This window comes from Variovorax sp. PAMC28562, assembly GCF_014303735.1.
Lineage (GTDB): Bacteria > Pseudomonadota > Gammaproteobacteria > Burkholderiales > Burkholderiaceae_C > Variovorax.
In genome coordinates this window covers 490,306-505,000 of sequence record NZ_CP060296.1, presented here as the reverse complement: position 1 = coordinate 505,000, position 14,695 = coordinate 490,306, and the positions used below count along the sequence as shown (strand labels likewise).

General features: G+C 59.7%; 10 protein-coding genes, 2 rRNA genes and 2 pseudogenes. 5 read left to right on the top strand and 9 right to left on the bottom strand.

All coding sequences use genetic code 11. From position 1 onward, the window contains the following. The first annotated feature begins 9 nt into the window (after positions 1-9). Together H7F36_RS02480 and rrf are read left to right on the top strand one after the other, a co-directional pair. A 23S ribosomal RNA gene (locus H7F36_RS02480) occupies positions 10-2,884 on the top strand. Between the two features lie 120 nt (positions 2,885-3,004). Beyond that, a 5S ribosomal RNA gene (gene rrf / locus H7F36_RS02475) occupies positions 3,005-3,117 on the top strand. Between the two features lie 77 nt (positions 3,118-3,194). On the opposite strand, the gene H7F36_RS02470 is transcribed toward rrf, so the two are convergent. The 5 genes and pseudogenes from H7F36_RS02470 to H7F36_RS22100 all read right to left on the bottom strand — a co-directional run. Continuing rightward, positions 3,195-4,394, bottom strand: coding sequence for an FAD-binding domain-containing protein (locus tag H7F36_RS02470; protein WP_187053189.1), 1,200 nt, complete (start codon positions 4,392-4,394; stop codon positions 3,195-3,197). Then, positions 4,381-5,952, bottom strand: a complete 1,572-nt coding sequence (locus H7F36_RS02465; RefSeq protein WP_187053188.1) for a cryptochrome/photolyase family protein — start codon at positions 5,950-5,952, stop codon at positions 4,381-4,383. The genes H7F36_RS02470 and H7F36_RS02465 overlap by 14 nt, the downstream gene beginning before the upstream one ends. 234 nt (positions 5,953-6,186) lie before the next feature. Next, positions 6,187-6,559, bottom strand: a pseudogene (locus H7F36_RS22430) (phenylalanine 4-monooxygenase); the annotation flags it as partial. Between the two features lie 87 nt (positions 6,560-6,646). After that, positions 6,647-7,480 carry a transporter substrate-binding domain-containing protein gene (locus H7F36_RS02455; protein ID WP_187053186.1) on the bottom strand — a complete coding sequence of 278 codons (834 nt, stop codon included), beginning with the start codon at positions 7,478-7,480 and terminating at the stop codon, positions 6,647-6,649. A gap of 27 nt (positions 7,481-7,507) precedes the next feature. Continuing rightward, positions 7,508-7,640 (bottom strand): annotated as a pseudogene (locus H7F36_RS22100) (4-hydroxyphenylpyruvate dioxygenase); the annotation flags it as partial. Positions 7,641-7,788: 148 nt separating this feature from the next. On the opposite strand from H7F36_RS22100, the gene H7F36_RS02445 reads away from it, so the two are divergent. From H7F36_RS02445 to lnt, 3 genes are all read left to right on the top strand, one after another. After that, positions 7,789-8,517 (top strand): GNAT family N-acetyltransferase, encoded by a 729-nt coding sequence (locus tag H7F36_RS02445; protein ID WP_187053184.1) that lies wholly within the window; start codon positions 7,789-7,791, stop codon positions 8,515-8,517. A gap of 86 nt (positions 8,518-8,603) precedes the next feature. Beyond that, positions 8,604-9,482: an HlyC/CorC family transporter gene (locus H7F36_RS02440; protein WP_187053183.1), complete on the top strand. Its 879-nt coding sequence runs from the start codon at positions 8,604-8,606 to the stop codon at positions 9,480-9,482. 7 nt (positions 9,483-9,489) lie between these two features. After that, the gene (lnt, locus tag H7F36_RS02435) at positions 9,490-11,097 is read left to right on the top strand and encodes an apolipoprotein N-acyltransferase (protein ID WP_261802472.1); all 1,608 of its coding nucleotides are present in this window, start codon (positions 9,490-9,492) and stop codon (positions 11,095-11,097) included. Here lnt and H7F36_RS02430 read toward each other — a convergent pair. The 4 genes from H7F36_RS02430 to H7F36_RS02415 are packed head-to-tail and all read right to left on the bottom strand — an operon-like array spanning position 11,076 to position 14,686. After that, entirely contained in the window at positions 11,076-11,558 is a 483-nt protein-coding gene (locus H7F36_RS02430; protein ID WP_187053182.1) for a RidA family protein, read from the bottom strand. The two genes, lnt and H7F36_RS02430, sit on opposite strands and share 22 nt — an antisense overlap. Positions 11,559-11,563: 5 nt before the next feature. Then, positions 11,564-12,925, bottom strand: coding sequence for an FAD-binding oxidoreductase (locus H7F36_RS02425; protein WP_187053181.1), 1,362 nt, complete (start codon positions 12,923-12,925; stop codon positions 11,564-11,566). 10 nt (positions 12,926-12,935) lie between these two features. Beyond that, positions 12,936-13,856 carry an ABC transporter permease gene (locus H7F36_RS02420; RefSeq protein ID WP_410003063.1) on the bottom strand — a complete coding sequence of 307 codons (921 nt, stop codon included), beginning with the start codon at positions 13,854-13,856 and terminating at the stop codon, positions 12,936-12,938. After that, positions 13,853-14,686, bottom strand: a complete 834-nt coding sequence (locus tag H7F36_RS02415; protein ID WP_187053180.1) for an ABC transporter ATP-binding protein — start codon at positions 14,684-14,686, stop codon at positions 13,853-13,855. The genes H7F36_RS02420 and H7F36_RS02415 overlap by 4 nt, the downstream gene beginning before the upstream one ends. Positions 14,687-14,695: the final 9 nt, after the last annotated feature.

The following is a 14,695-nucleotide window of genomic DNA, read 5'->3' as shown; positions in this document are numbered from 1 at the left end:
AAGTTATAGGGTCAAGTGAATAAGAGCACGTGGTGGATGCCTTGGCAATGATAGGCGACGAAGGACGTGATAGCCTGCGATAAGCTTCGGGGAGCTGGCAAATTAGCTTTGATCCGGAGATTTCCGAATGGGGAAACCCACCTGCAAAGGTATCGCATAGTGAATACATAGCTATGCGAGGCGAACCGGGTGAACTGAAACATCTCAGTAGCTCGAGGAAAAGACATCAACCGAGATTCCGAAAGTAGTGGCGAGCGAAATCGGAGAAGCCTGTTAGTGATAGCACAAGACATAACGGAACAGTTTGGAAAGACTGGCCATAGCGGGTGATAGCCCCGTACGTGAAATGACCTGTGTGGTACTAAGTTAACGACAAGTAGGGCGGGACACGAGAAATCCTGTCTGAACATGGGGGGACCATCCTCCAAGGCTAAATACTCATCATTGACCGATAGTGAACTAGTACCGTGAGGGAAAGGCGAAAAGAACCCCGGGAGGGGAGTGAAATAGATCCTGAAACCGCGTGCTTACAAAAAGTAGGAGCCTCGTAAGGGGTGACTGCGTACCTTTTGTATAATGGGTCAGCGACTTACATTCAGTGGCAAGGTTAACCGAATAGGGAAGCCGTAGAGAAATCGAGTCCGAATAGGGCGATCAGTCGCTGGGTGTAGACCCGAAACCAAGTGATCTATCCATGGCCAGGATGAAGGTGCCGTAACAGGTACTGGAGGTCCGAACCGACTAGTGTTGCAAAACTAGCGGATGAGCTGTGGATAGGGGTGAAAGGCTAAACAAACTTGGAAATAGCTGGTTCTCTCCGAAAACTATTTAGGTAGTGCCTCAAGTATTACCGTCGGGGGTAGAGCACTGTTTTGGCTAGGGGATCATGGCGATTTACCAAACCAAGGCAAACTCCGAATACCGACGAGTACAGCTTGGGAGACAGAGCACCGGGTGCTAACGTCCGGACTCAAGAGGGAAACAACCCAGACCGCCAGCTAAGGTCCCTAAAATTGGCTAAGTGGGAAACGAAGTGGGAAGGCTAAAACAGTCAGGATGTTGGCTTAGAAGCAGCCATCATTTAAAGAAAGCGTAATAGCTCACTGATCGAGTCGTCCTGCGCGGAAGATGTAACGGGGCTAAGCCAGTTACCGAAGCTGCGGATTTGCAATTTATTGCAAGTGGTAGGAGAGCGTTCTGTAAGCCTGTGAAGGTGTGTTGTAAAGCACGCTGGAGGTATCAGAAGTGCGAATGCTGACATGAGTAGCGTTAAAGGGGGTGAAAAGCCCCCTCGCCGTAAGCGCAAGGTTTTCTACGCAACGTTCATCGGCGTAGAGTGAGTCGGCCCCTAAGGCGAGGCAGAGATGCGTAGCTGATGGGAAACAGGTCAATATTCCTGTACCGATTGTTAGTGCGATGTGGGGACGGATCTTAATAGGTTATCCGACTGTTGGATATGTCGGTTTAGATGGATGTAGGCGTGCATTAGGCAAATCCGGTGCACATATACCGAGGCCATTGATCGAGCGGGCTTGCCCGTGAAGTAACTGAACGAGGTTCCAGGAAAAGCCACTAAGCTTCAGCTAACAACGACCGTACCGCAAACCGACACTGGTGCGCGAGATGAGTATTCTAAGGCGCTTGAGAGAACTCAGGAGAAGGAACTCGGCAAATTGACACCGTAACTTCGGAAGAAGGTGTGCCCTATTAGTGTGTAGTGAACAACGAAGCATGAATGGGTTGCAAAAAATCGGTGGCTGCGACTGTTTATTAAAAACACAGCACTCTGCAAACACGAAAGTGGACGTATAGGGTGTGACGCCTGCCCGGTGCTGGAAGATTAAATGATGGGGTGCAAGCTCTTGATTGAAGTCCCAGTAAACGGCGGCCGTAACTATAACGGTCCTAAGGTAGCGAAATTCCTTGTCGGGTAAGTTCCGACCTGCACGAATGGCGTAACGATGGCCACACTGTCTCCTCCTGAGACTCAGCGAAGTTGAAATGTTTGTGATGATGCAATCTCCCCGCGGAAAGACGGAAAGACCCCATGAACCTTTACTGTAGCTTTGTATTGGACTTTGAACAGATCTGTGTAGGATAGGTGGGAGGCTTTGAAGCAGGGTCGCTAGATCTTGTGGAGCCAACGTTGAAATACCACCCTGGTGTGTTTGAGGTTCTAACCTAGGTCCATTATCTGGATCGGGGACAGTGCATGGTAGGCAGTTTGACTGGGGCGGTCTCCTCCCAAAGCGTAACGGAGGAGTTCGAAGGTACGCTAGTTACGGTCGGACATCGTGACGATAGTGCAATGGCATAAGCGTGCTTAACTGCGAGACTGACAAGTCGAGCAGATGCGAAAGCAGGACATAGTGATCCGGTGGTTCTGTATGGAAGGGCCATCGCTCAACGGATAAAAGGTACTCTGGGGATAACAGGCTGATACCGCCCAAGAGTTCATATCGACGGCGGTGTTTGGCACCTCGATGTCGGCTCATCTCATCCTGGGGCTGTAGCCGGTCCCAAGGGTATGGCTGTTCGCCATTTAAAGAGGTACGTGAGCTGGGTTTAAAACGTCGTGAGACAGTTTGGTCCCTATCTTCCGTGGGCGCTGCAGATTTGAGGAAGCCTGCTCCTAGTACGAGAGGACCGGAGTGGACACACCTCTGGTGTATCGGTTGTCACGCCAGTGGCATTGCCGAGTAGCTAAGTGTGGAAGAGATAACCGCTGAAAGCATCTAAGCGGGAAACTCGTTTCAAGATGAGATCTGCCGGGGCCTTGAGCCCCCTAAAGAGTCGTTCAAGACCAGGACGTTGATAGGTCAGGTGTGGAAGCGCAGTAATGCGTTAAGCTAACTGATACTAATTGCTCGTGCGGCTTGACCCTATAACTTTGATCTAATCGATCAGGGTGTTATGCCAAGTTGACGCATTCAAAATAAGCTCAAGCTGATTCCAAACTCTATGAATTCGTTGTCTTGACTTGTCAAGACGACAACCAGTTATGCCTGATGACCATAGCGACGTGGTACCACTCCTTCCCATCCCGAACAGGAAAGTGAAACGCGTCAGCGCCGATGATAGTGCGGGTTCCCGTGTGAAAGTAGGTCATTGTCAGGCTCTTACAGCCTAAAAAAGCCCAGCCGAAAGGTTGGGCTTTTTTTTGTTCTGCGATTCGGTTGGTTTGAAAATGTCGGCTATCTCGCGCGGCTGATTCGGGTCCGCTTCCACCATTCAGAAAAGCTGCCGCAATAAATGTCAACCGGGTCGAATAGGCACAGCGGCTGGTGTGACGCAGGTGGATTTTGCATTGAGGCGCAAAGTCGGGATCGAAGACTTTCGAGCGCCGAGTCTGCGTGTGGGTCGCACTGCCAATGCACGGATTTGGCACTTTGCAGGGCGAGCGCCAACTGTTCAACCTTGCCCCACCAAAGATACGCTGTTTGCTTCCTTAATCCACGCGTGACGAAGTCCCAACGCCGTTCGCTCCACGGTGACGCAGCATGAGAAACATCGAAACCCACACCGATTCGCAGCGCACCCGCGGGCAGAGCGTGTGAGCTAACACCGAGCGACCAAGGATGCTGGAGCCAGACATCGCGTCCAGAGACTGTGGCGTTATCGGGCGTTGACCAACCGGTGTGAGGTGGTGGCACCGCCCGTCGAACTGGCTCATCCATTCCTGCCGTTGGGTTCGACAGCACATCCCCGGCGGAATTCAAGCGGGAGTCGCGGGCAAATTCATTCAGTGCCTCGTAGCTGGTGTCCAACACCGTGCCGGGGCTGTGCCAGTCCTCGGGAGCGTACTTGGCTACATTCTCGGCATTGAAAAGATAGGGCTTGCTGCTGCCGGTTCCCGCCACCCATTGCCAGCTCAGGTGGTTGCTGGCCAAGTCACCGTCCAGCAAGTGGCTCAACATCCATTGCGCACCAGTGTGCCAGTGCACTTTGCGAATGTGCACGAGGTAGCTGGACAGCCACATGCGGGCGTGATTGTGCAAGTAGCCCGTCCCGTACAAGGTGCGTACTGCCAAGTCGATCACGGGAATACCGGTACGCGCCTGCGCCACATCAGCTGGAAAGTCGCGGCTGTAGACGTCATCGGGCAGCAGCCCGCCGTGCAGCGACAGGTGAATACCATCGCCAACGTGCGCCCACACATGACGGTAATAGGCGCGCCAGCCGAGCTCGAAAACAAACTTGTGCCTGTCGTTCAAGGGGCGGCGCGCATTCACGGCCGCAAATACATCGGCCAAGTTCAGAAAGCCGTGGGTCAGGTAGGGCGACAGCCGGGTGACCGCGCCCTCCAGTGCGTTGCGCGTGCGGGCGTAGTCGTCGGGGCTCACAGCCGCGAGCCGCGCGTGCGCCGCATCCAGCGTCGGTTCAAAGCTGGGCATTGCGATGTGCTGTAGCTTGGCTTTCGATGGCTACGCGAGCAGGTAGGTCCAGCCGTGCGAGATTCTTGAGCTGCATCGCCATACGCGGGTTTTTCTTCAGCAAAACCTCGTGGCGAATTAGAAAATCCCAGTACAGCGTGGTGTACGGGCAAGCGTTATCGCCAGTCGACTGCGCGGGGTCGTACTTGCACCCCTTGCAGTGGTTACTCATTCGCTGAATGTATTTGCCGGTAGCCACATAGGGCTTGCTGGCCATCAACCCACCATCAGCGAACTGGCTCATACCCAGCGTGTTCGGTAACTCGACCCATTCCACTGCATCGACATACACGCTCAGGTACCAAGCATGTACCGCCTGTGGCTTGACTCCAAGAAGCAGGGCATACAGGCCCGTCACCATCAGGCGCTGAATGTGGTGCGCGTAACCGTGTTCCAACGTCTGACCTATGGCGTCTTTCAGGCACGCCATCTCGGTTTCGCCGGTCCAGTACCAGGCTGGTAAGTCGCCTTGGGCATTCAGTGCGTTGCGATCGATGTAGTCGGGCATCTGCGTCCAGTAAACACCACGCACAAACTCACGCCAACCCAGAATTTGCCGAACGAACCCCTCCACCGCGGCCAGCGGTGCGTGACCTGCACGCCAGGCATCTTCGGCCGCTTGCACCACCTCGCGCGCGTTCAAAAGCTTGAGGTTGAGTGCGCTGCTGAGGTGGGAGTGATAAAGCCAGGCCTCGCCGGCCCAGATGGCGTCTTCGTATTGGCCGAATAGCGGAAGCCGCTCCGCAATAAACGTCTGCAGTGCCTGCAGCGCTTGGATCCGCGTGACTGGCCAGCCAAAACTTACGAGCGTACCCGGGTGGCTTGCGAACCGGGTGTTGACCAAAGCGATCACTTCCTGCGTGGTGACGTCCGGCTCGAAGCGTGTGGGTGGTGGGACGTTTTGCGGCCCCGCCTTTCCGAAGGACTCACGATTGTCCGCATCGAAGTTCCACTGACCACCCACTGGTTTCGAGCCCTCCATCAAGATGCCGTTCTTGTGTCGCAGTTCGCGGTACCAGTACTCGAGTCGCAGTTGCTTTCGATCTTTTGCGTGAGCGGCAAAGTCCCGTACAGTGCTGAAAAAATGCGTGTCGTCACGCAACTCCAGCGGCAACTGGTGTTGGGCGGCAATGGCGCGAATGCTTTGCAGCACCCGCCAGTCACCCGGTGCAGTCAGGACCAGTCCAGCGGGCTTGACTTGTTTGATCGCCCGATCGATTTCGAGTGCCAGTGTGCCCAGATTGTCAGCGTCGTCGAGGCGGGTGTAGTGCATGGGCAGTCCTTGCCCGCGCAGGTGATCGGCGAAGTGGCGCATCGCGCTCAAAAACACCGCAATGCGCTGTTTGGCAGACCAGACATGGGTCGACTCTTCTGCTACCTCAGCCATCCAGACAAGGTCTTGCAATGGATCGAAGCCTTCCAAGGCAGAAGATTCTTGATCCAATTGGTCACCTAAAATGATGACGAGATGGCGGATGTTGCCAGTCAGGGACGCTTGGCGCCGTGTGGTCTTAGCCATGGGTTTTTCTTTTCGCTTGTTGGACTCTGCAAGCATCCACGCGCCATGTGCCGGGCCGTCTTGCCCGACAAAGCGTAGCCTAAAGGTACCCACGTGCAAGCTGCACAAGGAGCTTGCCCTTGGAAACCGCAGTCCTTCACCGAGTTTTTCGACGGATTCGGCGGGGTTGGTTTTTACTGGCGGGCAAAAGCTTCTCGATGGGCGTAACCGCCAGCAGTTCTTCTGGGAAGCCGCCTAGAAAGACCGGGCGTCATGGCCGATATTGCTCTTGCCAAGCAGCAGCACACCGGCGTCGATGTCCGGCTGCGTCATCAGCGCAGCGTACAGCGGCGTGAAGTCTGGTGCGGTACGTTTGAACAGTTGCGCAAAGCTGTCGATGACGAAGTCGTTGGCCTGGTAGGTATCGATCTTGTAGCGCGTCCGCATGGCGCGCACCAGGTCGAGTGGCAAACGATAGGGCGTCTGGCCGCGTGCATGCTTGAGTTCGCCAACGAGCTCAGGATGCCCGCTCCAACATGTCGCACGCGCCGAGCGAGTGCGCCTTCAGTCCGCCTTCGCCCTATTGCTGAACGTAGTAGGCAAAGGCCAGGTTGGACAGCATTGGTACAAAGCACCAGCGCGCGCGTAGTCACCCCCGGCGGCCGATCCGACGCGCCTTACACCGCGGGCGTCGCAACAGAGGAAGAATTCCCGCCTATTTGAGCCAGCGGTCCATCACTCGCTGAAATTCGCCGCCGGCTTGCGACAGGTGCAGCCACTGATCGACATACGACTTGAACGCTACATCGTCACGCGGCAGCATCCAGCCCATCTCACCGTACTGCAACGGCTTGTCTGCATTAACGGCACACAGTCCCGGCTTGAGCTTTTGCTGCGTCAGCGCTTCGGCTGATTCAGTAACGAACACGTCGGCACGATTCGCCAGGAGCTCATCAAAGATCGTGACGTTCTCGCCATGCAGAATCAGCTTGGCCTGCTTGAAGTTGGCGCGAGCAAAGCGCTCGTTGCTGCCGCCCGGATTGAAGATCACACGCACCGAGGTTTTGTCGATGTCGGCAACCGTCTGGTACTTCGCGACGTCCACGCAACGCGCGATCGGCACCTTGCCATTGACCATGTACGGCGCGCTGAAAAATGCGCGCTTTTGGCGCTCCGTGGTCACAGACACACCGCCGACAGCAATGTCGCACTTGCCCGCCGCTAGGTCGGGCAACAGATTGGCCCACGTCGTCTTGATCCATTCCGGCTTCGCCCCCAGGCTCGCACTGAAGCTCGCCATCAGATCGACATCGATGCCCTCGTAACTGGCATCTGCCTTCTGGAAGCTGAATGGCTTGTAGTCTCCCGGCGTGCAAATCCGCAGCGTGGCAGCCTTTTGCACAGCATCCAGATGTGACGGCAAAGAAAATGCAGACGGGGACTGCACCACTGCGACCGGCACCGGCGCTGTCATACAACCGGCCAACAATACGGCCGCCGCAGTCGATCCCACGTTCAATGCCAATCGATTCAAAAACAAAGGACGCATGCCGAACCCCAAGAGTGAAGAGTTCGTTTATTGTGGCGCGCGCAACACGCCACGGCGCATCTGGAAGAGCTCAATGCTCTCAAAAAAACGCTTTCAAGTTGCCGTTGCCGAAGCCTTCGTCACCCTTGCGCTGGATGAATTCGAAGAAGATCGGACCTAGCCCAATCTGGCCGGCTTGTTCCCACCCCTCTTCGGTATGACAACAGTTGGTTGCGTTCATGCCACGGGCGTTGGTCCTTATTCGCTAAATGACGAAGCCGAAAGACCCGCAGGCTTGTCTGCTAAGGGAAAACCCTTAAATTCGGACCATGATGAATGCCAAAGCTCTCTTGAAAGCCTCGCTCGGCGTCGGCTCTTTCTTGAAGGCGCCGATGGTCGAAGCGCAGCCCCGCTCCATTACGGCGCCGCAGCCTGTACTGGTGCCGATTCGTGCGATCGGTCCCGGCGAGCGCGTGCGCATCGCCACGCATCTGCTTGCCCTCGAGCAGCATGATCGCTACTTGCGCTTCGGTTATGCGGCCTCGGACGAGCAAGTGCAGCGCTACGTCGACGGATTGGACTTCGAGCGCGACGAATTGTTCGGCATCTACAACCGTCGACTCGAACTCATCGCCATGGCGCATGTGGCCTTCGCGCCAGCCGGACAGCTGAGCGACTGCGCTGAATTCGGCGTGTCGGTCTCGCGCCATGCACGCAGCCGCGGCTACGGCGCGCGATTGTTCGAGCGCGCGATGGTCACGGCCCGCAACGAAGGCGTCGGCGCACTTTTCATCCATGCGCTCAGCGAAAACGCGGCCATGCTCAAGATCGCGCGCAATGCCGGCGCCACGGTGGTTCGCAGCGGCTCCGAATCGGAGGCTCACCTGCAGCTGCCGGCTGCTACGTTCGACAGCCGAATGAGCGAGATCGCGCTCGATCACTTTGCCGAAGTCGACTTCCAACTCAAGACGCGCGCCAAGCAGTTTTGGGGATTTCTTGCAGGCGTGCAGGAAATCCGGCGTGGCGTTCGCGACGCGCGTGACCGCACGGCGCAGTGAATCTCTGGTGATCGCGCTGTCACGGCGATACCGGGTGCGCGCTACATCCGGTTATCCTTGTGCTTCCCTAACTCCGCCTCGCCGCAGTGGCCGACCCTCACTCTGAACGCGTCCCCGTCGAACGGGAAGACAAACGCAGTTTTCTGCAAAAGCTCGCCGAATTCATCCATCCCGGACCGGACTCCCGCGACGAGCTGATCGAAACGCTCGCAGATGCCGAAGACAACGACGTCATAGGCGCAGAGTCGCGTGTGATGCTCGAAGGTGTCCTGCGCATGGCCGACATGACCGCTGGTGACGTGATGGTGGCCGCACCTCGCATGGACCTCGTCAACATCGACGCGCCCTACGACACGCTGTTGCACGTCGTCATCGACACGGCGCACTCGCGTTTTCCGGTGTACGAGGGCGAAAAAGAAAACATCATCGGCATCCTGCTCGCGAAAGATCTGCTCAAGCTGCAGCGTGCGCCGGGTCTCAACATTCGCGCCTTGCTGCGGCCCGCCACCTTCGTGCCCGAGAGCAAGGGCCTGAACGATTTGCTGCGCGAATTTCGCGGCAACCGCAATCATCTGGCGATCACCATCGACGAGTTCGGCCGTGTGGCCGGGCTCATCACGATTGAAGACGTGTTGGAGCAAATCGTCGGCGAGATCGAAGACGAATTCGATATCGCCGAAGACGAGGGCGACATCTTCGGTCTGGCAGACCACACCTACCGTGTGAGCGGCGACACGCCCATCGAGCGCGTTGCCGAAGCCTTTGGCATCACCTTCGACGAAGAGCAGCTCAGCGAAGACTTCGACACCATCGGCGGCCTGGTCGCGCACGAGATGGGCCACGTACCGAAGCGCGGCGAGCATCACGCGCTCGGCGGGTTCGACTTCGTGGTGCTGCACACCAAGGGCGGCGCCGTGCGCTGGTTCAAGGTGTCGCCGGCGCGTGGCAACGGCGCGTCGGATTGAACCTGCCTTGAAGACGCTCTGGCGAGGGCTGGGCTTCGCCGCCGCCGGGTTCGCTCAATCGCTGTCGATTGCCGCGCCGTGGAGCGGTCAACCGCTGTGGTGGCTGCAGCTTGTTCCAATGGTTTTTCTGGTGTGGCAGCTCGATGCGATCCGCATCGGCAGCGCATCGAAGTCCGCACATCACGCTTTCGGGTTCGGCTGGCTCTTTGCCACGGCCTGGCTTTGCGGCACGTTCTGGTGGCTCTTCATTTCGCTGCACACCTATGGCGGTCTGGCTGCGTCGCTGGCCGTGAGCGCCGTGTTGGCGCTGGCAGCGGCGCTCGCGCTCTACTACGCGCTGGCATGCGGCCTGTTCGTCCGATTTGCACCGGTCAACCGATTCGCAGCGGCTGTGCTGTTCGCCTCGCTCTGGACCGTGGCCGAATTGCTTCGCGGCAGCTGGTTCACCGGGTTCCCGTGGGGCGCCATTGGCTATGCGCATGTCGACGGGCCGTTGGCCGTGGCTGCTCCGTGGGTCGGCGTCTATGGCGTCGGGGCGATTGCCGCTGCGCTCGCAGCAGCAGCAGCCTCCGCCATGACCGTCATCACAACCGCTATCGTCGGCACGAAGCCACTGGGTCGCTCGACCTTCCGACGATTTGCGCCGCTCGTGTCCGCCGTTGCTGTTCTGATTGCCGCATGGGCGCTGGGCGCCTCACGAGACGCCGTCGACAAGCCCGAACTGGCTCGCGGCAAGCTCGATGTCGCGCTGCTCCAGGGCAACATCCCGCAAGACGAGAAGTTCATCCCGGGCGGTGGCGTCGCGACAGCGCTGCGCTGGTACGGCGAGCAGCTCAACGACCCGAAAGCCTCGCTCACCATCACGCCCGAAACGGCAATCCCGTTGTTGCCCTCGCAGTTGCCGCCGGGCTACCTCGAATCGATCGCCGCGCGGTACGCCACCGGCACACGGGCCGCCATCGTGGGCCTGCCGATCGGCAACGGCACCACCTACAGCAATGCGGTGCTGGGGTTTCAACCGGGTGCGTCTGCCACGTACCGCTACGACAAGCATCACCTCGTGCCGTTCGGCGAATTCGTGCCATCGATATTCCGCTGGTTCACCGACCTGATGAACATCCCGCTGGGCGATTTCAGGAGTGGCGGGCTCGCGCAGCCGCCGTTCGTCTGGCAAGGCCAGCGCATCGCGCCCAACATTTGCTACGAAGACTTGTTCGGCGACGAGATCGGCGCGAACTTTCGCGATGCCGGCAATGCGCCGACCATCCTGCTCAACGTCAGCAACATCGCGTGGTTCGGCGATTCGGTTGCTATCGACGAACACCTGTCGATTTCGCGGATGCGCGCGCTCGAGTTCCAGCGGCCGATGGTGCGTGCGACCAACACCGGCGCCACGGTGGTCATCGACCACCGTGGCCGCGTTGCGCAATCGCTGCCGCGCCTCACGCGCGGTGTGCTGCTCGCCGAGGTCGAAGGACGCGGCGGCATTACGCCCTATGCGTGGTGGGTGTCCCGTTTCGGACTCTGGCCGCTCTGGGGACTGTCGCTGCTGATGATCGCCTGCACGATCGTGCTGCACCGCCGTCGCGGCAGTCAGCGCGGCAACGGCAAATAGGCGGTCGCCTCGACCTCGATCACCAGCGCGTCGCCCGGCAAGAAGCGCGATACCTCCACAACGGTGCTCACCGGCGGCGCACCCGGATAGAACAGTCCGCGCACGCGGTTGTAGGCGGGGTAGTGACGAATGTCGCGAAAGTACTGCACCAGCTTCACCACGTCGGCCATCGTGCCGCCATGTTCGACGGCCAGCTGGCGGATGCGCTCGAGCACGAACCAGCTCTGCGCGACGATAGGCGCTTCGTAGACGTCGACCGACATCTGGCCGGTCACATAGCCGAGCGGCCGCAGGGCGTCACGCGCGGCTTTGGGAATGTCGCCGTAAGAGGTCACGGCCTGACGCCGCGCAGGGTCGACCGCAACCACGCCGCTCATAAAGACGAAATCGCCCACGCGCCTGGCCGCGGCGTAATTGGCCATCGGCGCACCCATCGTCGCGCTCGCTGTCGTATCGATCATGACGCTCACCGGGGCACCACCGGCCAGTCGCGCAGCTTCCCCGGATTAAGCAGACCATGCGGGTCGAAGCGGTTTTTCATGGCGATGATCTCGGGCGGCAAAGCCCCCCCTGCCTTGCCGTCTTCGACGATGAAGGTGTGCGGGTTGTTGATGCGCACACCGCGTTCCCGATGTATGCGGATGATTTCGTCCAGTCGCTCTTCGTTGGTGAACCGAACCAGTTGCAGCGCGCTGCAGGCGATCAGCCCGTCCAGGTTGCGCAGAAACTCGACATGCATCAGTACCTCGCCGCCGAGCAGGTGCTCCATCTCTGTGATCTGCTCGACCTGCTTGCCGGGCACGAAACTGCTTTGAATGTAGGTCAGCGTCTTGTCGACCTTGAGCGCGTGCAGCGTGGTGTGGTTCCAGGTGAACTCCATCAGGGTGCGATTGCTCTTTTGCACTTCGGCCGCGGTCTTGCGATAGGTGATCGAGCCAGCGTGCAGGGCGGCAAGTTCGTGCATCGCTTCTTCGCTCGATTCGGCGACGAGCGACAGCACCGCGTGGCAGCCCTTCGGCAAATACTCGGCCAATTGCGTCAGATAGTCGGGTATGGGGCTGGCAAAGAAGGCCACCTCGCGCTTGACGATGCCGGGCGCATGCGCCAATGCGTTGCCAAACGCCAGCGCCTTGTCGAAGTCTGAAAAAGTGACCAGCGTTTCGAGCCAGGGGTGTACTGGCGCCAATCCGACTTCGAGCTCGAGCACCAGGCCGTTGGTGCCCCACAGATGGTGCATGCGCAGCGCCTCGGCGCCACGCAGCTCGACGATTTGCGGCTCGGCCTCGATCGTCATCGCCCGCACGCCGAGCACGTTGCCCGGCGCCCCAAAAGGGCCGTAGTTGATCGAGCCGATGCCACCGAAGCCACCGCCGAAGAGACCCCCGAGCGTGGCGCTGCGATAGGTCGACGGGATGCAGCGCAGTTCCTGTCCGGTCGGGCGAGTGTGTTTTTCGAGCTCGCCGAGCCGCATACCGGCCTGCGCCCGAGCGACGCCCGGCCGCACCCACTGCAGCGCGTTGTAGCTCGTCATGTCGAGCACGACGCCGCCGGCCAGTGGCGTGGTCTGGCCGTAGTTGCCGGTACCGCTCCCGCGAATCGTGATCGGCACGTTGCGCTGTACGCAGGCGCCCACCAGGGCGCGCAATTCGTCTTCGGTACGCGGCCGCACGACGGCATCGGCGCGCTTGTCTTTCAGCTGCCGGTTCAGCACCGGGCTGAACCAGGCGAAGTCCTGCGACAAGCGCGCCACGCGGCTCTCGTCGGTGATCCAGTCGAGGTCGGGCAGCGTGAACAACAGTTGTTCGACAGCGGAGACAGGGGCGTTCATGGTGGTCACTTCAATCTTGAGAAAGTTCGCTCGCGTGCCACGAGCCCAACGCCAGCTTGCTGAGCCAGGCCATGAGGGCGAACAGCGCCACGCCGGTCAGCGAGATCAGCAGGAGCGCCGCGAACATGCGGGGGATGTTGAGTTGAAACCCGGCCTGCAGGATCTGGTAGGCCAGTCCGGCACCCGAGCCGCCGGTGCCTGCGACGAACTCCGCCACCACCGCGCCGATGAGCGCGAGACCGCTGGAGATGCGCAAGCCGCCAAAAAAGTACGGCAGTGCGCTCGGAATGCGCAACCGCACCAGTTGCTGCCAGCGCGTCGCCCGATTCAGCTTGAAGTAGCTCTGCAGATCGGGGTCGATGCTGCGCAAGCCGAGCGTCGTGTTGGCGATGATGGGAAACAGCGCCACGAGGGCCGCGCACACCGTCATCGCCGCGGTCGGGTTCTTGACCCAGATGATGATGAGGGGCGCTACCGCCACGATCGGCGTCACCTGCAGCAACACCGCATACGGGAACAGCGCGGTCTCGATTCGCTTGCTCTGCACGAACAGAAACGAGATCAAAACGCCCGCAATGGTCGCCACGATAAACGACAGCACCGTGATCTTCAACGTGACCAGCAGCGCCATGCCGAGCGGCACCCAGTCGTGCACCAGCGTCTGCATCATGAGGAACGGCGAGGGCACCAGATAGGCCGGCAGCTCCATCGCCGTCACGAGCCATTGCCAGAGCGCGACCAGCGCCACGCCCACCAGCAACGGATAGAACACCCGCTGCACCCGCGGTTGCCGGAGCAGGGGCACGCGCCGCAGCGGCACCGCCTTGCGAGCGGGCGGTGCGGCACTTGCCCGCGAGGTCGGCGACGCGGCGGCAGCAGGCGCTGGCGTGGTCTTGCCCGCAGTCGAAGACTCGCTGATGACCGCGCTCATGGCGCCAGCTCCTCGTGCGCCTGGCTGGCACGCAGCAAGCTGTCTTGCAGCCGCTTGGCGTGACGGCTGAACTGTGGCGACACCATGAAGTCGGCATTGCGCGGATAGGGCTCGTCGATCTCGAACTGTTCCACTACCCGGCCTGGCCGTGCCGCCATCATGATCACGCGGCTCGACAGAAACACCGCTTCGTGGATCGAGTGCGTCACGAAGATCACCGTGAGCTTTTTCTTGCGCCACAGCTCGAGCAGATCGGCATCGAGGCGGTGCCGCGTGATCTCGTCCAGCGCGCCGAAGGGCTCATCCATCAACAGGAGGTCGGGCTGCGTGACCAGGCCCCGCGCGATAGACACCCGCATCTGCATGCCGCCCGAAAGCGCCCTCGGCAACGCGCCGGCAAACTTGTCGAGCCCGACCAGCGCGAGCGCCTCGGCCACGCGGCCGTCGGCTTCCTGGCGCGACACGCCCGCCAGGTCGAGCGGCAGCCGCACATTGGTCTGCACGCTGGCCCAGGGCATGAGCGTCGGCGCCTGAAACACGAAAGCCATCTTGCGGCCGCTCGCATCGATTTGCGCCACCGGCTTGCGCCAGACCAGCAAGCGACCGTCGCTGGGTTCGAGCATGCCGGCGACCATCTTCAGGAGCGTGCTCTTGCCGCAGCCCGACGGACCGAGCAGGGTCACGAACTCGCCCTCGGCGATCGTCAGGTCGACCGGCAACAACGCCTGCGTGCCGTTCGGATACGTCTTTTCGGCGGACAGGATTTCCACCGCCGGGACCTCAGTCGGTATTGCAGTCGTTACCGCTGCCGCTTCAGCTGTCGAGGACATGTCTTTCAT